Source organism: Candidatus Protochlamydia sp. R18, assembly GCF_000648255.1.
GTDB lineage: Bacteria > Chlamydiota > Chlamydiia > Chlamydiales > Parachlamydiaceae > Protochlamydia > Protochlamydia amoebophila.
In genome coordinates, this window is sequence record NZ_BASL01000645.1 from 1 (window position 1) to 20,431 (window position 20,431).

At 34.7% G+C, this 20,431-nt stretch carries 16 protein-coding genes and 1 pseudogene; 10 read left to right on the forward strand and 7 right to left on the reverse strand.

The window, feature by feature from the left end; genetic code table 11:
- Positions 1-224: pseudogene (locus TY19_RS19515) on the reverse strand (IS1 family transposase); the annotation flags it as partial.
- Positions 225-232: 8 nt separating this feature from the next.
- On the reverse strand, positions 233-1,879 hold the full coding sequence (locus TY19_RS03660; protein ID WP_042280310.1) for an FAD-dependent thymidylate synthase: 1,647 nt from the start codon (positions 1,877-1,879) through the stop codon (positions 233-235).
- A 209-nt stretch (positions 1,880-2,088) separates the two neighbouring features.
- Here TY19_RS03660 and TY19_RS03665 point away from each other — a divergent pair, with 209 nt between their 5' ends.
- On the forward strand, positions 2,089-2,991 hold the full coding sequence (locus TY19_RS03665) for a hypothetical protein (RefSeq protein ID WP_042280312.1): 903 nt from the start codon (positions 2,089-2,091) through the stop codon (positions 2,989-2,991).
- Between the two features lie 600 nt (positions 2,992-3,591).
- Here the strand turns inward: TY19_RS03665 and TY19_RS03670 are convergent.
- From TY19_RS03670 to TY19_RS03680, 3 genes are all read right to left on the reverse strand, one after another.
- On the reverse strand, positions 3,592-5,379 hold the full coding sequence (locus TY19_RS03670; protein ID WP_042280314.1) for a hypothetical protein: 1,788 nt from the start codon (positions 5,377-5,379) through the stop codon (positions 3,592-3,594).
- Between the two features lie 132 nt (positions 5,380-5,511).
- On the reverse strand, positions 5,512-6,690 hold the full coding sequence (locus TY19_RS03675) for a small ribosomal subunit Rsm22 family protein (protein ID WP_011174709.1): 1,179 nt from the start codon (positions 6,688-6,690) through the stop codon (positions 5,512-5,514).
- 6 nt (positions 6,691-6,696) lie between these two features.
- Positions 6,697-7,401: a pseudouridine synthase gene (locus TY19_RS03680; RefSeq protein ID WP_042280316.1), complete on the reverse strand. Its 705-nt coding sequence runs from the start codon at positions 7,399-7,401 to the stop codon at positions 6,697-6,699.
- 269 nt (positions 7,402-7,670) lie between these two features.
- Here TY19_RS03680 and TY19_RS03685 point away from each other — a divergent pair, with 269 nt between their 5' ends.
- Genes TY19_RS03685 through TY19_RS03695 form a run of 3 tightly spaced genes read left to right on the forward strand, consistent with a single transcriptional unit; the run spans position 7,671 to position 10,332 of the window.
- Positions 7,671-8,351, forward strand: a complete 681-nt coding sequence (locus TY19_RS03685; RefSeq protein ID WP_011174711.1) for a 2,3-bisphosphoglycerate-dependent phosphoglycerate mutase — start codon at positions 7,671-7,673, stop codon at positions 8,349-8,351.
- A 6-nt stretch (positions 8,352-8,357) separates the two neighbouring features.
- Entirely contained in the window at positions 8,358-9,539 is a 1,182-nt protein-coding gene (locus TY19_RS03690; RefSeq protein ID WP_193354018.1) for a cysteine desulfurase family protein, read from the forward strand.
- A gap of 1 nt (position 9,540) precedes the next feature.
- Positions 9,541-10,332 (forward strand): iron-sulfur cluster assembly scaffold protein, encoded by a 792-nt coding sequence (locus tag TY19_RS03695; RefSeq protein WP_042280319.1) that lies wholly within the window; start codon positions 9,541-9,543, stop codon positions 10,330-10,332.
- A 65-nt stretch (positions 10,333-10,397) separates the two neighbouring features.
- On the opposite strand, the gene TY19_RS03700 is transcribed toward TY19_RS03695, so the two are convergent.
- Both TY19_RS03700 and TY19_RS03705 read right to left on the reverse strand, forming a co-directional pair.
- Complete coding sequence (locus TY19_RS03700; RefSeq protein WP_042280321.1) at positions 10,398-10,847, reverse strand: hypothetical protein; 450 nt, start codon at positions 10,845-10,847, stop codon at positions 10,398-10,400.
- Positions 10,848-11,281: 434 nt separating this feature from the next.
- Positions 11,282-12,031, reverse strand: a complete 750-nt coding sequence (locus tag TY19_RS03705) for a biotin--[acetyl-CoA-carboxylase] ligase (protein ID WP_052354758.1) — start codon at positions 12,029-12,031, stop codon at positions 11,282-11,284.
- 209 nt (positions 12,032-12,240) lie between these two features.
- Here TY19_RS03705 and TY19_RS03710 point away from each other — a divergent pair, with 209 nt between their 5' ends.
- The 6 genes from TY19_RS03710 (at position 12,241) to TY19_RS03735 (ending at position 20,166) form a co-directional block, all read left to right on the forward strand.
- A complete protein-coding gene (locus tag TY19_RS03710) occupies positions 12,241-13,377 on the forward strand; it encodes an FtsW/RodA/SpoVE family cell cycle protein (protein ID WP_042280323.1) in 1,137 nt (378 codons plus the stop codon).
- A gap of 50 nt (positions 13,378-13,427) precedes the next feature.
- Positions 13,428-13,877, forward strand: a complete 450-nt coding sequence (locus TY19_RS03715; protein ID WP_042280325.1) for a hypothetical protein — start codon at positions 13,428-13,430, stop codon at positions 13,875-13,877.
- A gap of 219 nt (positions 13,878-14,096) precedes the next feature.
- Positions 14,097-15,287, forward strand: a complete 1,191-nt coding sequence (locus TY19_RS03720) for an amino acid permease (protein ID WP_042280326.1) — start codon at positions 14,097-14,099, stop codon at positions 15,285-15,287.
- A gap of 22 nt (positions 15,288-15,309) precedes the next feature.
- Entirely contained in the window at positions 15,310-16,509 is a 1,200-nt protein-coding gene (locus TY19_RS03725; RefSeq protein WP_042280328.1) for an amino acid permease, read from the forward strand.
- Positions 16,510-16,528: 19 nt separating this feature from the next.
- On the forward strand, positions 16,529-17,590 hold the full coding sequence (trpS, locus tag TY19_RS03730) for a tryptophan--tRNA ligase (protein ID WP_042280329.1): 1,062 nt from the start codon (positions 16,529-16,531) through the stop codon (positions 17,588-17,590).
- An 89-nt stretch (positions 17,591-17,679) separates the two neighbouring features.
- Positions 17,680-20,166, forward strand: a complete 2,487-nt coding sequence (locus TY19_RS03735) for a hypothetical protein (protein WP_042280330.1) — start codon at positions 17,680-17,682, stop codon at positions 20,164-20,166.
- Positions 20,167-20,431 lie beyond the last annotated feature (265 nt).

Here is a 20,431-nt window from a genome sequence, read left to right on the forward strand (position 1 = left end):
GCTTGTCTGACCAGATGGCTTGCTAACTGGGTTGATGTTGGCTCCAAGAAATAGTTTCCCAATAAACATTAAATTGATCAGCGAAATAGAAGGCTTATTTTTTTAAGGATTCAAGCCGTTTTGCAAAAAGAAGCCCAGCGGTTTTTTATCTCGAGGATCCACTAGCCTAGCAAGCACTTGGCAATTTTTTTATGGAAGACAAGCCATAACCACCGATCATTTTCAACTCATCTTAAATAAGAAGAGATTGTTGTTTATCAATTTTTCTTTGTTCTTGATCGAGTCTTCCTAATTCGTATCCTTCGTAATCGACAAATTTAAAAAATCTTTCGAAAGCGGGAAAGGCTTCACATGTTAGTCTAGCCATTGTTTGAGCTATATGGCGATAACTTGGATGACCTGCTGGAGCAGAACGTAATTCGCAAAGCCACTGAAGTGCACGCAAATTCACATGAAAATACCAACGAATATTATACGCCATTGGAACGATATATTGAGCTTCTTCAGGGAGTTCGCTTGAAATCAAATCAAAAACTTCTTTAGCTTGGTTGAGTGCATGACAATATGCTTCTTCGTAAGGAGTGTTTTGAATTTCTGGAGGAATATAAAATCCGTAGTCGCAACAAAGAAGTTGTCGTTCTTGCGTTAAAATGCGATGTCTATGTAAATCTCGATAAGCGCCAAAATCTGAGATGATTTCGAAAGTAAATTCAGCATGTTCGAGAGCTCTTGGAGATTTTTGTCGCCTATTTTCACGTGCATTACAGCCGGCATCTAAAATTCGCGCGAGCTCTTCATCGGACAACTGCTTACATTGATTCCAAATGTCTGCAAATCCTTTATCCCCTAGTGAAAACAGAAGAGCAGCAGCGACCTTAGTAACAGCTTCTGGATCGGAAGAAACCAGACGAACTCCAGGTTGAAGTGATCGATCACATTTACCAAGATATTGTTCGGCAATTAGTTTAAGCTCCGATTGCATTGTTTCTAAAAACTGGGCGTAACTTTGATGCGTACGATGGGCTGGATCTGAGCGGCGTACAAACGAAGGAATAATTTTAGAAAGCTCTTGATGACTTCTTTTAGCGATATCTTGTAATTCTGCCAAATTTTGACAATTCATTCTGTGAATAAGATGTTCAAAAAACCGACCATTTCCGTAAATTCCCATATTGGTAAGGGTTCCGGCAGGTAGTAAGCCTCGTAAACAGTCTAAAACTTTAGCTCGCAACGCGGCTGTATAAGCGGTTTTGGAAATAGAGGGATCTTTGGGGAATCGTTGTTCAATAATAGCTGTCATTGGAGGAATTAAACGACTATACGTATCGAATAACATATTACAGGTTTGCACATAACTATCGCGATAAGCTGAAGTCATTAAAATTGGTTCTCGATAGAAAAGGTATTCTCCATTCACTTTTTGATCAAAATAAATATAGCGAGTCGATTTTTCAAGAGGAGATCCTCCAATACGATGGTCTTCAATCAGTTTAGCGGCCATCATAGAAACATTTTCAATCGCTAGATGAGCTCCTCCTAATTCGCCAATTGAGTCATCTCCATAACCATCTAAAATTCGATCGTAAAAAGCTTGCGCTTTTCTAATGGCCTCACTTTGATGAGTTTGTTGTTTCTCTTCTTCTTTGAAAGCTACTCCAACAATATCTTCAAACGCCGTTTCATCATTGTTAGAAATGAATTCTTTAAGTAATAAGCTTCTTAATCCCAGACTAGATCGCGAATAACGCGAAAAAAGCGCGCCTTTAATGACTTCGGGTAAATTTCTCAATGCGAAAACATGACTAGATGTATTGGTAACATATCGCTTTAATGTTTGAATTTGCGATTCAGTGAATTCTTCATAATCATCTGTTAGCATAACGGATCCTCAAATCTGCTCATTTTTGGGAAATAAACAGTTCTAGCCTGCCATAAAGCCACTCGTCTTTCAAGTAAAATGTCATTTTTCTCTTCAATGGTGATTTTTTAAGGGGATTTCAATAAGGGATATTTGATTTCTATCGATCTATTCATTATAACCTTATGAGATTAAATGTTAAAATTTTGACAGTAAATTAAGAAATTTTTATGAGTAACTTAAATAAACACAATGATTGGGAAAGATGGAATCAAGAAGGATTTATTCCTGGCCCGGAAGAATCTGAAGTAAATTTTAATCAACGTGTTGCTTTTTGCGAAAATTTAAAGCAAAAACTCATTCAAAATACCGAACCTGATATTCCCTTTGAAGAAAGCGATCTTGCATCCCAAGTTATGTTGCAAGAAGCAGCCGAAGAGACTAAGCAAATTTATGGAATAGCACCTCATTGGCCCCCTCTTTTTTTTAACAACTATCAATTAGCTCCCTGGCATGCTGGTTGTGCGTGGATTTTTCAATTAGACGAGCAAACTCCTACAGCAGCTTTTTTGCAATTACGAGCTCAATTTAAGGAGCGGCCGAATTACCTAAGAATTTATAATCGCAAAGAATTGTTGGTTCATGAATTAGCTCACGTAGGTCGCATGATGTATACAGAACCGCAATTTGAAGAAATATTAGCCTATCAATCTTCTCCCTCTCGTTTGCGTCGTTTTTTAGGACCTATCGTGCAATCTTCAAAAGAAAGTTTGTTATTTATTTTGCTTTTAGGTGTTATTTTGGTAGCAAACTTAGCTCTTCTCATGACTAATATCTCTTTAGCCACAACTTTTATGCTAGGATTGCAGTTAATCCCTATTTTTTTTGTTGGATTAGCTTTAGGACGTTTATTTCGCAAGCAATACCTCATTAACCGGTGTCGAAAAGTATTGGAAATCTATTTGCCAAATAAACAAGTAGCTAACCATTTCCTCTATCGTTTATTAGATTCGGAAATTCGAATATTTGCACGCTCTTCTCAAGCAGAAATGCAAACCTTTATACAAAATCAAGCAGTTAATAATTTTCGTTGGAAATTTTTAGTCTCTTTATATCCTCTTAAAAAGGAATAAATATTTCTCCTTTTTAAAAATAATTTTTACCTTATTTATTTAAGGTGGCAATTTTTTCTTCTGATTTGTCTTTAGAAGACTATAAATTTTTTTCTTTACTTACTTCAAGCAGAGTTGCCGCTTTTCTTTTTCTTAAGAGTTTTGTCGGGAAATATAAAATTTTTTCAAGTCATTCTTTATCACTTTTTTCTGCCAAGGGTGGGGGGTATTCTTTTTGGCAATTCTTCTTCACATTTTTCAGTTATGGTTTCTTCCAATATAGATAAAATTTTGAATGTGCCTGACTTAAACGAGGAGTTTTATTTAGTTTACTTTTAGTAAAAAAAATTTGATTAGCAATTAATGAAATAGGAGAAAATGCGTTCCAAGCTTCTATTTGAGGTGAACTTGAAGGAAAGATGTTATTTTTAGATTGCGATAATAAATGTGATTTATTTAGGTCTGAGTTAATATACTACATTGATAAAAAATGGATTTTCTATTGTATAGTGGAAGAGGAATTTTGAACCATAGCTTTAATACATTATCGCTGAGGGTTTTTAAGAGGGTTTCCTTAGATTGGAAGAAAACATAGAATTATTTTTATAATAAATTTTAATTTTATTTAACTATACTATTGTATCTAGAATTAAAATAAATTTCTAACTCATTAATTAAAGCTTCCGCGGGTGATTCATCTATTGTTTGTGTAAAAATTGCCAGATCTTTTTGAGTTTTTTGTATCAAATCTTGAATAAAATCAGTAGTTAGGTCAATAGGTTTTTCCATATCATCAAGAAAAACTAATAATTGTTCGAACGCACAAAGCTGAACCTTTCTTTCAAAATCGCTAAGCATAGGAGGGGCGTAACCGATTTTTTCAGAAAAGTATTGTAGAAGAATATTTTGAGAGGCTTTGCCAAGCGCCGAACCGATAAGACGGATATAAGCTGATATGTCATTTTCTTCTAAATCTGAAATATCAGAGATCATTTGTTCTCGGCTTGTTTCTAGGATGGTCTTAGCTTGTTGGAATCTTTCAGCTGGAGTTCCTTTACGAAGAAGAGTTTGATTACCTTCTAACCACTCGTCTTCCAGTAGCTTAGCTGGATATTGAATAAATTTCCTTGTAATTTCTTCTTGAAGAGATGTGAGAAGATCGAAAGGGGAAACAGACGAATGAATTTTTTCATAAAAAATGGAGAGTATTTTTTTGTTGTTTTCGGTAAATAGAAAACAACCTTTTAAAATAGCTTCTTGTAATTGCCTATGCAAAGGTAAAATAATCGCTTTATTTTTATCAAAATTTTCTCGCTTGAGTTTGAATTGTTGATAGCTTTTAGCAATATAATCAGGATCAAATAATAAGAGTTGGGAAAGTTTTTTTTTGCGAGATTCAATTTGTCTATATAAGGGGATTTGCTCTGTTCTCAAAGTATAGGCATGCACTAACTCATCTATTAACGCCCATCCACAGTGTTGAGAAGGATAGGGAAACCCGGAATGTGTGGCTTCCGAAGAGAGTTGAATATGATCAATAATAGGCATGCTCATTAAATCGGAAGACTGCTTAAATGATCCAAATAATATAATAATAGACCCTGGACCTATAGTTAATTGCTGTCTTATTAATACAAGTTCATTTTCCAATTCCAAGTTAATAGGGCTTTGAGTAATGAGTTGTAAAATTTCAGCAGTTGAATAGGATTGCGGAAGATGCGATTGTATCATCCGAATCGCCTTCATGCGAAATGTATCAAGCATGAATTGTTCAGCTTTTTTATGCGTAGTTTGCTTAACGGCATGCGTTTTTTTAAAAGAGTTAGCTTGAAATGCTATTCCTAATTCTTTCAAAGTTGTTTTAGTTTTATCGGAATAAACACTCGCGTCATATTTAATAGAAACGGTATGAGGTAATTGAATCAGTTGTCCTTTAATTTCTTTATCGGATAAAAGATTATTACGCTCATAATTATAGAAGTCATATCTTGCTAAAGATTTATAATCTTTTTTTAAAATTGAATTATAACGTTGGATGGCTTCTAAAGCCGAATTGGCTAGCTTTTGCTGTGAGGAATCTCCAGTTTTTAATTTTTCAATTAATGAGGAGTGACTTTGTAAAACGTCTCTTGCTTGCAAAATTTGTTGCTTGAGATCATATAGTTTTTTTTCTTGTTGATGACGTATTGTTGCAAACAATAAGGGCCCCATAAAAGACTTTGCAAACCCTAGAAATTTTTCGAGGCGGTTTTTTTTCTTCGCAATTAAACTTCCGTCCTCTTTGACTTCTAAACTAGACGCTTCAGGTTGTGTAAAAATATCGATTTTCTTAATTGCAGTCTTTAGGATATCAACAACATGAGACAAAGAATGAGGGGGAATTTGATTTTTGCCATCTTCGTTTTTCATCACGTATGGTCGGTCCGTTAAACTTTTCATTTGGAAATTAATTTTTAAAAAAATTTTGATAAATGAAAATAAAAATAGAGGCAATCTATAAATATTAGATTAAGAAAATTTTAAATTTGCAAAGTTTTATAGTTATTCAGGAATATCTTGTAAATTTTCTTCAGGCAAGGGTTTATTTAAAGCAGCTTCTACTTTAATCCTAGTGCCAACGACAATATCAAATAAATTCCCTTTTTCTAAAGCTTGATCTATAGAAATCAATTCGCCTCTTTTTAAATATTCAAAAGCCTTTGATTCTAAAGGATGCTTAGTGAGGTGAGTTCCTAAATTTTTTTTGCCATCTGTTCCACATAAATAATAACGAGTCCCTGTTCGTGTTTCAATAGGGGGGCTAATAATACGATAAAATTGTTTAGGTGGCAAGTCTGGCCAATGAACATGTGGGCTTCTAAAAATGACGTAGGACATTTTGAGTGATCCTAAGTTAATTTGGGCAGCTCGTTGAATTTCTTTTAATAAATAAGGTTTTTCCAGCTCTCTTTGCGCATAGCAGGGGCTATTTTTAGTTTGTAAAGATGGACATTCTCCACGCCAAACGCATGGAGCTTGCACAGTTATTTGATCTTTAACTAGGTGATCTCTAAGATTTAATAAACGGCGATTAGAATGCAGTAAAGAGCTTTCAACAAGTAATAAATGTCCTTGCGGGGTCAAACGTTCTAAAAGGGAGTGAATCCATGTTTTTTGAGCTTCAAACCAGTTTTTTTGAGTGTCGGGGAATAACTCTTCTAAACAGTGTCCTACAATAATTAGATCGAAAGTTCCATCCACAGGCAAATCATCGTTTTTGAGATCATGTCGTCGTATAGTTAGGGGATAACCATATCTTCCGCAGACGTCTGCTGCTAATTGAAGTGCCGTCTGATTTTTGTCTAAAGCAATCACTTCTCTTGCTCCATGGTGAAGAGCTGCAAAAGAAAACGCACCAGGCCCACTACCAATATCTAAGACGCGAACGGGAGTCTGGGGAATTTCATTGATGACGCTCAATCCTTCTTGATAATGGATGGGCCATTGATAAAGAAGATAAGCACCTAAAAGATCTGATTTAGAAAAATAGTCTTGTCCAACCAAATCCCGCCCTGTTTCTAAACCTTTTTGCAAAGTTTGAACTGCTGAGACAACACTGCGAAATTCTCTTGTTTGCAAAGCGTCAGCTGGGCCAGATAATTTATGAAAACGACGCCAAGCATTAATAAGCAGCGGCATCACTGTTTCGAAATCTGTAGAAGGTAATTTATTTGATTTCATAGTATTTTAGTTAGAAAAAATAGATTTTTTTTCAGTTTCAGTTAAGGGACGCCAATTTCCAATTGGCAAGCGACCTAAATGTAAACCACCAAGTCGAATACGTGTAAGCTCTTGTACTTTTAAACCTGCAGCACTTAAAAGCATTCTCACTTCTCGTTTTTTTCCCTCTCCAATAATGATTTTAATGGTTCCTTTACGTACTTTTTGAACTCTAATCGGTTTTACAAATACTCCTTCTACAAGAGTTCCATTGGCAATAGCAATCAGATGTTCATGAGAAATTTCTTGATCTGTTTTTGCTAAATATTCTTTTTGAATATTGGCAGAAGGGTGAATGATTTGATTTGCAAAGTGGCCATCATTTGTGACAATGAGTAGGCCTTGCGTATCTTTATCTAATCTTCCCACAGTAAAAAGTCTGCGGTCCTCACCTTGAAAAAGATCTAATATAATTTTTGTTTGACCATTTTTTCGTGCTGAACAGATATAACCAGGAGGTTTATTTAGTAAGTAGTAAACTTTGTCTTCTTTTCTATTAATCACTTCATCTCGTACAGTAATTGTATCAATTTCGGGATTAACTTTTGTTTGAGGAACCTTAATGACTTCCCCATTAACTTTTACGAGACCTTGAAAAATCAATTCTTCACAAGCTCTTCGTGAAGCAATTCCTGCGGCAGCTAATACTTTACTTAATCGATTTGTTTCCACAAAAATCCTGACTAATAGTTAATAAGATGATATCTGAATTTTAGATTCAGATGAATCCTATAGAAAATGATCTATTACATTGAATAAAACTGAATCGTCTATTTTTTGAGCAGAATTTGTAAATTCTTATTAGTATGAATTATGATTCAAATGGCATTCTTTTTTCTATTTCTTCCTTTTTACGAAAGAACTGTTAATAATAGTTCTTAAAAAATTAAAAATCAATAAAATGGGGAAGAAAATTTCTTGATTAGATGGAGTAAAGGTAAATGGTTAAATTAATTTTGATGCGTCACGGCCAATCTCAGTGGAATTTAGCAAATTTGTTTACTGGTTGGGTAGACATTCCCCTGTCTTTTAAAGGAATTGAAGAGGCTATAGAGGCAGGAAAACAAATCAAAAATTACCCTATTGATTTAATTTTTACTTCTTCCTTAATTCGTGCTCAAATGACAGCAATGTTGGCAATGTCTGTTCATACATCTGGTAAAGTCCCTGTTATTCTTCACACAGGTGAGGGGCGACTAGAAGAATGGGCAAGTATTTATAGTTCCGAATCTCAATCTCAGACAATACCTGTCATTCGTGCTTGGGAATTGAATGAGCGGATGTATGGAGAATTACAAGGAATAAATAAAGAAGAAATGGCTAAAAAATATGGAGCTGAGCAGGTGCATATTTGGCGACGAAGTTTTGATGTTCCCCCTCCAAATGGAGAAAGTTTACAAATGACAGCAGCTCGGACCATACCTTATTTTGAAAACACCATTGTCCCTCATTTGAAAGAGAAGAAAAATATTTTTATTGCTGCACACGGAAATTCCCTGCGTTCGATTATCATGAAATTAGATGGGCTGACAACAGATCAAGTCGTTAAGTTGGAACTGGCAACAGGGGTTCCTGTGATCTATGATTTCAATCACGATGAATATATTAAACAACAAAAGTAGAATAGCATGGTTAAATTGCCTATTTATTTAGATAACAGTACAACTAGTCGTCCATCTGATTTATCAATTAGCCAAATGATGCCTTATTTAACAGATCGTTGGGGTCTTCCCTCAGCACCGCATCAAAAAGGTCAAGAGCTTTACCCAGTCTTGAAAGAGTGCTATAAAATTCTTTATGCATTTTTGGGAGCTCAAGAAGCAGATCAATTTGTATTGACCTCTTCAGGAGCAGAAGCTGTTAATCAGGTGATTTCTTCCGTTTATAGAGATGTCACGCTCCCAAGTGGCAAAAATCAATTTTTAACTTCTAATGCTGATGAAGCACCAGCGTTAATGGCAATGGCACGCTTAGAGCCCTTAGGTTGCGTTGCAAAAATAATTGAATCGAATCAATATGGTATTGTAACTGCAGAAGCTCTAGCCGAGGCTATTTCACCGCGTACTGCGTTGATTTCTCTTTCTTGGGCTAATGGTTTGACAGGAGTTGTCCAGCCATTGGGAGAAATAATTGCGCTCTGTAAACAGCGTGACATCCGTCTTCATTTAGATGCCACGCATGTATTGGGTAAATTATTTTATGAGTTTGATGAACTTTCTGTAGATTTTATGACGTTTAATGGAGAACAGCTTCATGCTCCCAAAGGAACGGGGGGATTATATATTAAACAAGGAATTAAATGTTCTCCATTGATTGCTGGAGGTTCTGATCAAGCTGGGCTACGGGCTGGAGGTTTAAATATGGCATCGTTAGTGGCTCTAGCTTATGCTGCCAAAGAAACTTTAGAATGTCGTGATTTACTTTGTACTGAGACAGCAAGACTCAAACATAAGTTGGAAACAGGGATTGTGAAAGCTTATCCTCAAGCCAGAATTTGTTTTAGAGAATGTGAACGATTGCCTCATTGCACAACTCTTTTGTTTCCCGGCATTGCTAATGAGGCATTACTGTTCAATCTTAATCGTAAAGGAGTTTATGCGAATATTGGAGGGGGAAATTTTCAACAACTTGGCTTACTATTAAGCGCTTGTGGCCTAGAAGAAAATTTAGCATATAGCGCCGTTTCATTTAGTTTATCTCGCTATACAACAGAGGAAGAAATTGATCGAGCTATTGAATTGATTGTTGAAAGTGCTTGGCAGTTGAATCGAACTTCTTATAAATTATTTGAGACAGAGAGAAAAATTTAATATGACTTTGCAAACACTCACTCAAAGTTTTCCGTGGACACGTTATAGCAAAAAGTTACTAGCTAAAATTGATAAACCACGATGTATGGGTTTTTTTAATAAAGAACAATCAGAAGAAAGAGCGATGCGTTTAATTGAAGGGCGGGAAGGAAAATTAGCAGATGGTAATTCTGTTATTTTATATTGGCTTGTCGACCCCGATGATGGCATTATTGTTGATGCTAAATTTCAAGCTTATGGACAATCGGCACTTATCGGAGCTGCTGAAGTTGCATGTGAACTTGTGATCGGTAAAAATTATGATCAAGCTAAGCGAATTAGTGTAGATCTCCTCGATAAACAAGTGAGAGATAAACCCGATGAAGCAGCTTTTCCTAAAGAGGCATCACCACATTTAAATATTATTTTAGGGGCGATGGAAAATGCGGCAGAAAAATGTTTAGACATTCCTCTTGCTTCTAGCTATGTGGCTTCTCCGACTCCTTTGGATATTGGAGAAGTTTTAGAAGGGGGGTATCCTGGATGGATTGAGCTTTCTTTAAAACAGAAAATTAATTTGATTGAAGAAGTATTAGATCGAGATGTACGACCTTATATTGAGTTAGATGCTGGAGGAGTAGTAGTTTTAGATTTAGTCAACGATTGGGAACTTCATATTGCGTATCAAGGTTCTTGCACTTCTTGTTTTTCGGCGACAGGAACAACATTATCTTATATTCAACAGATAATAAGGGCTAAGCTACATGCAAGCCTTATGGTAATACCAGACTTATCCACTTTTCATCAACATTAGTAGAATTTGCGATGGATTTTCGTAAATTCTACTTCATTCAATCCTAATTGAATTTATCTCGAAGCTTAGGTATTTGTAGAAAAAGAATTTTGAAGAATACAATTCCAAAACGAGGGGAAAAATGTTCTACGTGTCAAAATAGATACCCTTCCTCCAACTCTTTGAGAATTGCCATTAAATGCATGACCGAGATCTCTAAATGAACTCATAAGGGTGTTTGTAAAACCGACAAATTTATTTTCATCATCTTCTGTCATATTTTGGCCTATGACAAATAAATCATGTCCAATAGCAAAAACAAAAAAACCACTAACAGCTCTAAAAATTGTTGGAGAAGCTGAAGTTAGAGCTGTATATGTTCTAATTACACCGACAGCCATTAAGCCTAAACTTAAAAAACGTAGTGCTATCAAATTCACTTTCAGATCAAATGACCTTTGCTCAGGATTTTTTTGAAAGAAAAAATTTAAATATTCAACATCTGCCACTACAGTGTTATAAAACCCTTGAATCATAATACCTCATCATATTTCTTTATTAATAATAATTTAATTCAAATCATCTTTGACAAAAAAAATTAACAAAACTTGTTTAAAGTAATCTCATTTGGTTGTTCTATTTTAAGAAATCGTTTCTTAAGACCATACAAATTGAGACTGACACTTATTAATTCTATAAATGCCGCTTTAACAGTCGCTTTTACTAAATTAAGCACTGCCGCTAGCTATTTTAACCAATCCTCTAGATAAATAATATTGCCCACTTAAACCAATAATTCTTTTTTTCATGTGTCTAACTGTCGAATACAAAATCTGTTAAAAAAATTCATAAGTCACATCTATCTTATTTCAAAAAAGTATTTTATTCTTAAATAATTAAATTGTCAAATTTGATTTGTTTATTATAAATAAAACTTTTATTTAATTAGTTTTTAATGTCTTTATAAAATTTATATGAAATCTTCAAACATGAATTCTCCAGAATAAAATTTTTTTGAAGTTCCATCCAATAATTTAATTTGTACTGAGCCATCTGGATGTAAACCTTCAAAAATTCCTTCAAGCAGGGTTTGATTGTGGTTAAATTGAATAAATTGACCTTGTTTAAAGGTTGAACGTAGTTGAAAAGAAGGAAAAAATGCATCAAAACCATGCTTTAGAAAATGAGATAAATAACTTGTAAACTTGACGTCTAATTGTTTTAAAAGAATATTAAGATCAAATTCATGTCCTCGCTCTTTAAAAAGAGAAGTGGCAGGCCGATCAATTTTGTTAAGCAGCTCTGTCGGCATATTAACGTTTAGTCCTATGCCGTTAATCATACACCGTTTTTGCTCTAACATCATTGTTTCACATAAAATTCCCGCGACTTTTTTTCCGTTGAGTAAAATGTCGTTAGGCCATTTTAAAGTTGGATGAAAATTTAAATCCTCCAGAACTTGAATGGCAGCTAAAGCTAAAAGTTGTGGAAGATGTCCAAAATCGGAACGATTAGAATCTATATAAAAGCAAAAAGTTGCATAAATATTTAGATTAATAGGAGATTGCCAGCGTCTTTTAAAGCGACCTTTCCCTAAAGTTTGTTCGGATGCAGAAATGAGAGTGACACCCTCAGGATCTATTTGGTCAACATTTTCTTTTGCCCAAGTGTTGGTGGAACCTATGGTTTCAAAATGGTAATGCAAGCAAGATGATTTCATGAGGTTGTTACAAAATAGATGATCATTAAAAATAGAGCAAATTCGGAATAAGCATTTTGATAGAATTAATTTTACTTAGAAAGCCAACAAATTTTCAAAAAATTAACTATGTTTAATCTAGCGTTTTATCATAATAAATGATTTGCCTTGTAGATTCACCTATTTTCATGATATCTTACTATTTTATCGATTTATATAGTGATATTTAAATGTGGAGTCCTCGTTATCTTGCTCGATTAGACTTTAGGGTTATTCCCGTTATTTTAAGTCTGATGATTATCAGCTTGTTAGTTGTCTCATCGTATACAATTGACCCTTCTACAGATCATGCGGAAGAGTTATTTGTCACACCTATCGTAAAATCGCAATTTCAATGGTTCGCAATTGGAGTTGTTGTTTATTTCTTTTTTGCGGGCTTTGACTATCGTAAATTACGAGAATGGACCTGGATTTTATACGTTTTAGTGTTAATTTCTTTAGTAGGACTTTTTTTTACTGATTCGATTCAAAAAGTGAATCGCTGGTATCGTATTCCTTTTATTAATATCAGTTTTCAGCCTTCAGAGTATGCAAAGTTTGTCGTTGTGATTACTTTAAGCTGGTTTTTAGAAAGACGTAGATCAGTCGCCGATTCTTGGGGAACTGCTTTTTATGCGTCAATTATCGTGGGAATTCCATTTATCCTCATTTTAAAACAACCTGATTTGGGAACTGCTTTAGTTTTATTTCCCATTACACTTGTGATGTTTTATTTTGGAGATTTAAGACCTTCGATTATTAAAGCAATGACAGTTTGCGGAGGACTGGGATTATGTCTTGTTGCAATGATTTTTTTAGGGGTTCTACCCCATGAAACATTGCGTCCTTATGCAACAAAAGTGCTAAAAGATTATCAATTCGATCGACTTGATCCTGCCACTCATCATCAAAAAGCGGCTGCTACTGCTATTGCATTGGGGGGAATCACAGGGACGGGATGGAGAAAAAGTGAGTTTAGCGGTAGGGGGTGGCTCCCAGCCCCTTATACAGATTCTGTATTTCCAGCTTTCGGGGAAGAGTTTGGTTTGCTGGGATTGCTGTTATTAATGGTTCTTTACTACGCTTTGATTTATTTTAGTTTTCAAGTAAGTGCAGTTGCTAAAGATCCATTTGGGAGGCTTTTATCAGCTGGGGTGACTGTTTATTTAGCGATGCACATATTAGTCAATATTGGAATGATGTGTGGATTTCTTCCAATTACAGGGGTACCTCTTGTTTTGGTGACTTATGGTGGCTCTTCTATTCTTTCCACGATGATGGCTTTAGGAATTTTACAAAGTATTTATAGCCGAAGGTTTATGTTTTAATAAATGATAACTATTTGACAGACAAATTTATTTTTAATTTTAGAGGTTCAATGACTCAACCTGAATTTATTTTTACCCCAGGTTTATGGCTAGGAGAAGGGAAAATTACTTTTAGTGCTTCGCAAGAATTTATCAAATTTTATACACGATGGCATATTATTCAAGAGTCAGTTAATTTCATTCGAGCTGTACAAATTGTTGAAATGCTAGGAATTGAAGAACCTGTGACTAATACCTTTGCGTTTTATAATATTCATCCTCATTCTTTTAAAATTTCATTTGAAAATGAATTCGCAGGAAAAGTAAACGGAAAAGGACTGCGACAAGACAATACAGTTGCCTGGGAGTTTAAAGGAGATAATAATTTTGAAGGGTTTGAGGTTTATGAAAAGCAAGACAACGGAGATTATTTTTTACATGCTGAGTATGGATCCTCTAATCAATTTCGAACGATTATTGAAGGATTGATATGGTATAAGGGAGAAGTTTCAAATGGATAAAAAACAAACTTTTTGATAAAATTTTTCTAAATTCTAAAAAAAATGTAGACATTTGTGATTTAATATAACGATAAAAAAAATTTTCGATTCAATAATGATGCTCTTATTTCATTTGTACACATTTTTTCCTTTCTTTTTCTTTGCTTGGCGTTAATGCCCATTCTTTTGCATTTCCCTCTTTTCTAAAGTAATCAATAAAAAAACATAAACAAGGTAGATATGAAAACTTATGCAACCCAAAAGGGAAGTCTCCTAGGAGGAATCTTATTAGTGGCTGGTTGTTGCATTGGAGCTGGAATGTTAGGCTTACCAGTGTTGAGCGCAATGGCTGGTTTTATCCCTAGTGTCGCCATATTTATGACTTGTTGGGCTTTTATGGTTTGCACAGGCCTTCTGTTGTTAGAAGTGAATTTATGGTTTGGCCAAGAAATTAGTATTATTACGATGGCAGAAAAAACTTTGGGAGAAGTAGGAAAAGGTGTGAGTTGGTTTGTTTTTCTTTTTCTTTTTTATTCGCTAATGGTGGCTTATGTGGCGGCAAGTGGATCTTTAGTTTCAGATTTAGTTGAACAAGGGTTCAATCACTCTTTTCCCCAAGGGATAGGGAGTGTTTTGTTTTGCTTACTTTTTGGAGTGCTCATTTATTTAGGTATTGGGGCTGTTGACTGGTTTAATCGATTTTTAATGTGTGGGTTAATTTTGACTTATGTTTGTTTAATGATAACGGGAATCCCTTATATAGATACTTCTCTTTTAAAACATCAAGATTGGAATGCCGCGACTTTAGTTCTTCCAGCAGTTATTGTTTCTTTTGGGTTTCATAATTTGATCCCTAGTTTAACAACCTATCTTAACAGCGATCGAAAAACTCTTTTAAAGGCTATCTTGATTGGAAGCGCCATTCCCTTAGTGATTTATTTAGCTTGGGAATGGTTAATTTTAGGATTGGTTCCTCTTGGAGAATTTAAAGAAGCTTTAGATAAAGGGGAAATAGCCACAGAAGCTTTAAAAGATGTGGTAGGAATTTCTTGGATTCTCGATGTTGCACAAGGTTTTGCTTTTTTTGCAATAGTCACTTCTTTTTTAAGCGTAGCTATTAGTTTTGTTGACTTTCTAGCAGATGGATTAAATATTCAAAAAACTGCCGGAGGTAAAATGCTTTTAGCAGGGCTTGTACTAGTTCCTCCACTCGTTTGTTCTATAGTTTACCCTAGGATTTTTTTGTCGGCTTTAAATTATGCTGGAGGATTTGGAGCCGTGATTCTTTTTGGTATCTTGCCGGCTCTCATGGTTTGGAAAGGTCGTTATACAAAAAAGATTAACTTACCTCAAATTGTTCCCGGAGGGAAGCCACTTTTAATTGGCGTCATTCTATTTTCTCTATGGATTATGGCCCTTCAATTTATTTAATAAATACTCAGGATGTAGCGAAATGACCAATGATAAATATCGTTTATTAGGCGGTATTCTCCTTGTTGCTGGAACGACAATAGGAGCAGGGATGCTCGCTCTTCCAATTGTAACAGGATTTGCAGGGTTTATTCCTTCGATTGTTCTGTTTGTGATTTATTGGGTTTTTATGACTTTCACAGCCCTTTTGATGTTAGAGGTTAACTTATGGATGGGAGAGCATACTAATCTGATTACGATGGCTAAAAAAACGCTTGGAAGAGGTGGACAAGCGATTAGTTGGATGATTTACCTCTTCCTTTTATATACATTGACAACTGCGTATGTAGCGGGGGGAGGTCATATCATTGTTGATTTTGCAAGGCAAGTTACTGAATGGAATCTGCCAAGCTGGATAGGGCCTCTTCCTTTGTTGGGAATTTTTGGTTTTTTTGTTTATAAAGGAGCTCGTTCAGTCGATTATGTTAATCGAATTTTGATGGGCGGATTAGTTTTGACTTATGTTTGCATGGTTTTCTTTTTATCATCTCATATACAACCGATTCTTTTAAAACATCAAAGGTGGGATGCGCTTTGGATTGCAGTCCCTATTGTGTCAACCTCATTTGGTTTTCATATTATTATTCCCACCCTAACTGACTATTTGAAACGAGATGTCAAGCAAATTAGAAATGTCATTTTAATCGGCGGTGCCATCCCGCTTTTGATTTACGTTAGCTGGGAATTGCTAACACTTGGAATTATTCCATTGCAGGGAGAAAATGGGTTGTTAATGGGATATGAAAAAGGTTTAGATGGGGCCACTTTAATGAGTCAATTACTTGATCAATCTGAACTTTCTCTTTTAGCAAGATTGTTTTCCCTTTTTGCCATTCTAACTTCATTTTTAGGGGTCTCATTGAGTTTGCGAGATTTTTTATCTGACGGATTGAAAATTCAAAAATCAAATAAAGGAAGATTTGTTCTTTATTTACTGACATTTATTCCTCCTCTTCTTCTAACTCTAACAGATCCACGGGCGTTTTTAAATGCCTTAGAATACGCTGGAGCATTTGGAGTTGTTACCTTACTTGGCTTGATTCCTATTTTAATGGTTTGGCGTGGACGTTATCATTTAAAATTGCCTTCAACTTTTAAAGCTCCTGGAGGAAAAATAGCTTTAATCTTAGCATTACTTGTGTCATTAGGCGTGATTGGAATGGAAATTTTTAATAAAATGTAGGATAAACGGAATATATCGTATGACAGAAAAAAAACGGATTTTAACAGGAGACCGTCCAACAGGTCTTCTGCATTTAGGGCATTATGTCGGCTCCTTAAAAAATAGAATTGCTTTACAAGATAGTTATGAATGTTATTTTATTATTGCTGATCTTCACACGTTGACGACAAGACCTTCTAAAGAAGAAATTCTACAGATTCGTGAAAATGTGCGGACAATGGTGATAGACTATTTGGCGTGTGGAATCGATCCCAAGAAGTCGACGATTTATCTTCAGTCCGCTATTCCTGCCATTTATGAGATGAATTTAATTTTTGAGATGCTCATTTCACTTAATCGTTTAACAGGTTTGCCAAGTCTCAAAGAAATGGCTCGAAATGCTCACCTAGATAATGACAATATGCCATTTGGTCTTATTGGTTACCCTATATTGCAAACAGCCGATATTTTAATGCCAAAGGCTCATTTAGTTCCCGTCGGGAAAGATAACGAAGCTCACATTGAGCTTGCGCGTGATATAGCGAAACGCTTTAATCAATTTTATGGAGATGTCTTTCCTTTACCTGAAGTGTTATTAAGTCAAACTCCTACTCTTGTAGGAACAGATGGTAAAGGGAAAATGAGCAAATCGGCAGGAAATACAATTTTCCTGGCAGATGATGCAAAAGCTGTTGAGAAAAAAGTTAGGGGAATGTTTACAGACCCGAATCGCATTCGCGCAGATATGCCAGGAACAGTAGAAGGAAACCCAGTCTTTATTTACCATGCGTTGTTTAACTGTCGGCAAGATGAAATTGAAGACCTTAAGAAACGGTATCGAGAAGGGCGGGTAGGAGATGTAGAAGTAAAAGAAAAATTGATTATTGCGATTAATGAATTTTTAGATCCGATTCGCGAAAAACGGAAAATTTTTGAAGAAGATAAGGGACTTGTTGAAGAAATTATTTATGAGGGAACAGAAAAAATGCATGACATTTCTCAAGCGACAATCAAAGAAATGCGAAGTGCGATGGGGTTGATGGGTACTTGGAATAAAATCTCTCGCGTGGCCAGGGATCGGAAAAAAAAGCTTCAAGGATAACTAAACAAAACTTAATAAATTATTAATTTGATTAATTATTTGTTAATAAATTAAATTTACTTGCTTATATCAATAATTCAAGGGGCCTTATGCCAGCAGAGTTTATTAATGATCGTAGCCAATTATTAAAGCTTTCATTTTCACAATTAGAAAATAGAAGCAATCTCCTAAAAAAAACTCATCAGGGTCATACTTACGTTAAGGTAGGGGAAATCGAAACTAATTCTTCCGCATGGATGCGCGTAGCCTATGTTATCAAGGGAATTACCACTCTGGCTTTTGCTTGTCTATTGCTTCCTTTATTATTACCCTCTTTCCGCTCTTCTTTAAGCCATTCCTGGAAAATAGCTTATAAAGGCCATATAAATATAAGTGTTTATTTAAAAAAAGCTTTATTAGCCTCTTCTGCAACAAATGAATCTTCCTCTAAGGTAACTATTTTAACGCAAGAAGCAAGGACACTTAAAGAACAAGGAAGATATTTTGAAGCGGCTCTTTTTTATCAAAAATCTTTAGAAGTGAATCCTAAAGATGCTCCTTTGCGAGTTGAATATGCGGAGGTATTAAAAAAGCAAGGTAGGGGAGCAAAAAATTTACTACGGAAGTTATATAGAGAAGGACTAAAGCTTACGCCTAATAATACGATCATTCTTTTCAATCATGTTAAATTTGATGTTGCAGATAAAGAAGCTGAAAGAGATTACAAACAAGCACTTAAAACAAATCTTGACAACGCAGAATTAAGAATTGCGTATGCAAAGTTGCTAATAAAACGCTATGAAGATTCAAAATCTGATTTGCTAGACGATGGCGATAGCTTGAAGGATGAGGTGCATAATATTTATAAAGAGGGTTTAAAAAAACAACCGAAGCATCCACTTTTACTTCTGAAATATGCAAAATTTTTGATAAATCATTTAAATCAAACTCAGGAAGCAGAGGATTGTTATGAAAATGCACAAATCGATTTTAGCAATATTGACTTTCACATGAGTTATGCAGATATATTAGGTGCAAAAAATCAGATCAAAGCTCAAATGATTTATCAAAAATGTTTACAGCAATATCCGCACCATGCATTTTTACACTTAAAATTTGCAGAATTTTTGGAAAAATTCTGTTGGGTAGCCCATGAGGACATAATAGCTTATGGTGAAACAGCATTAGAAAAGAGCCCAGATTCCGTAGAAATTCACTCACGTTTTGGAGATTTATTATCTCGATTAGACCCAATAAAAGCTCCAGCCATTTATCAAAAAGCTTTAGCAATAGATCCCAATAACGCTAAACTACGCATACAGTATGTAAATTTTATTTGGGATAGTAACAGAGAAGAAGCGCTTTTAATTTTGGAAGAAGGCTTAGATTTGCAACCTTGCGATGAAATTCTTTTGGACGACTATGAAAATAAATGCAAACAATTGCAAAAATCCCAGATGGCTTTTGAAAGATTTCAAAGAGCGCTAAAAGTCGATCCAGATAATAATAAGCTTTTCTTCAAATTTATTGATTATTTTACCAATTACGATTATGTAGATGAAAGTCAAAAGCTTACAACGTTTGAAAATTTCATCCAAAAACAGCCGGGAAATCCGCTAATTTTATGCCTATACGGATATTTCTTAATCGATAAAAGTCGCCAAAATGGTGTCGCCGACGAAAATATGCAAAACTTAGCTTTTAGTCAATTAGAAAATGCCCTCAAATTAGCTCCAATGAATATAACTCTCATACTCATTTACGCTCAGGCATTACAAGTGCTGGGAAAATATGAGGAAGCAGCAGCGCAATATCAGAAAATAATAGATTTAGATTCTTTTCTTACTAATGAAATGCGATTAAAATATTTTGAAATTTTAAGAAAGTTGAATCAAGAAAGTAAGATTGAAGTCTGTTATCAAACAATTTTACAAAACCATTTCGAACTCTCCCTTCATGAAGAATATATTGAATGGTTAATCTCCCAAGATCGAATGCAAGATGCGCTGAATGAACTGGAAAAAACTTTAAATTACCAAATGCGGTATGACAAGTATATGCACCTATTAACTGATATTTTAAGTAATAGGGCTAGAATCACACGAGAAGAAATAGATGAAACATGTGAAAATTATTTATTAGGAAAAATAGCAGAGCAACCACAAAATGCCATTTTAAAATGGTTTTTAGCGCGCTTTTTAGAAGAAAAAAATCAGTTTGATAAAGCGATAGAGCAATACAAAGAAATTTTAAAATTACATCCCCACCTTTCAAAAATCCAAGCTAAATATGTAGAGCTTTTAGAAAAGAATGGAAACTGGGATGATTTAGAAGCATATGCAGAGAGTTTGAATCAGAACCGAGCTCAAGATGCTCGGATTCTTTATCTGATTAAGGATATTTTTAAATATGCAAATGAAGTTCCAAGAGTAATTCGATTATCTGAAAGAATGTTGCCTATTCTATCGGATGAGCAATTAGAAATTTATGAAAATTTTCTTCGAGATAATGCCCATGACCAAAATGCTTTGGAAAAATTTTATGAATTTAAAAATAAACAAACAGAGTTACTAGCCGATGCAGCAGAATTATCCTAATTCCATTTCTGATTAGCATACAAAAGTAAGCAATTTTCACATTGCTTACTTTTAGATTTCAAAAACATCTCAAATTCATCAATTAATGAATGCATGCTTTAATTTTTCTGCTTAAACTTTTCTTTCTATTACTAGAATTATCGAAATAAATATGTAAAATTTTATAAGTCAAAAACCTACTTTTTCAATTAAAAACAAATTTAAGTTGTGTAAGTGATAAGAAAAGATAAACAAAAAAATTACTGCTACTTCACCAAAAAGCCAA

Coding starts and splice junctions, on each gene's coding strand:
- TY19_RS03660 (WP_042280310.1), bottom strand. CDS start 1,879: ATGCTAACAGATGATTATGAAGAATTCACTGAATCGCAAATTCAAACA.
- TY19_RS03665 (WP_042280312.1), top strand. CDS start 2,089: ATGAGTAACTTAAATAAACACAATGATTGGGAAAGATGGAATCAAGAA.
- TY19_RS03670 (WP_042280314.1), bottom strand. CDS start 5,379: ATGAAAAACGAAGATGGCAAAAATCAAATTCCCCCTCATTCTTTGTCT.
- TY19_RS03675 (WP_011174709.1), bottom strand. CDS start 6,690: ATGAAATCAAATAAATTACCTTCTACAGATTTCGAAACAGTGATGCCG.
- TY19_RS03685 (WP_011174711.1), top strand. CDS start 7,671: ATGGTTAAATTAATTTTGATGCGTCACGGCCAATCTCAGTGGAATTTA.
- TY19_RS03690 (WP_193354018.1), top strand. CDS start 8,358: ATGGTTAAATTGCCTATTTATTTAGATAACAGTACAACTAGTCGTCCA.
- TY19_RS03695 (WP_042280319.1), top strand. CDS start 9,541: ATGACTTTGCAAACACTCACTCAAAGTTTTCCGTGGACACGTTATAGC.
- TY19_RS03700 (WP_042280321.1), bottom strand. CDS start 10,847: ATGATTCAAGGGTTTTATAACACTGTAGTGGCAGATGTTGAATATTTA.
- TY19_RS03705 (WP_052354758.1), bottom strand. CDS start 12,031: ATGAAATCATCTTGCTTGCATTACCATTTTGAAACCATAGGTTCCACC.
- TY19_RS03710 (WP_042280323.1), top strand. CDS start 12,241: ATGTGGAGTCCTCGTTATCTTGCTCGATTAGACTTTAGGGTTATTCCC.
- TY19_RS03715 (WP_042280325.1), top strand. CDS start 13,428: ATGACTCAACCTGAATTTATTTTTACCCCAGGTTTATGGCTAGGAGAA.
- TY19_RS03720 (WP_042280326.1), top strand. CDS start 14,097: ATGAAAACTTATGCAACCCAAAAGGGAAGTCTCCTAGGAGGAATCTTA.
- TY19_RS03725 (WP_042280328.1), top strand. CDS start 15,310: ATGACCAATGATAAATATCGTTTATTAGGCGGTATTCTCCTTGTTGCT.
- trpS (WP_042280329.1), top strand. CDS start 16,529: ATGACAGAAAAAAAACGGATTTTAACAGGAGACCGTCCAACAGGTCTT.
- TY19_RS03735 (WP_042280330.1), top strand. CDS start 17,680: ATGCCAGCAGAGTTTATTAATGATCGTAGCCAATTATTAAAGCTTTCA.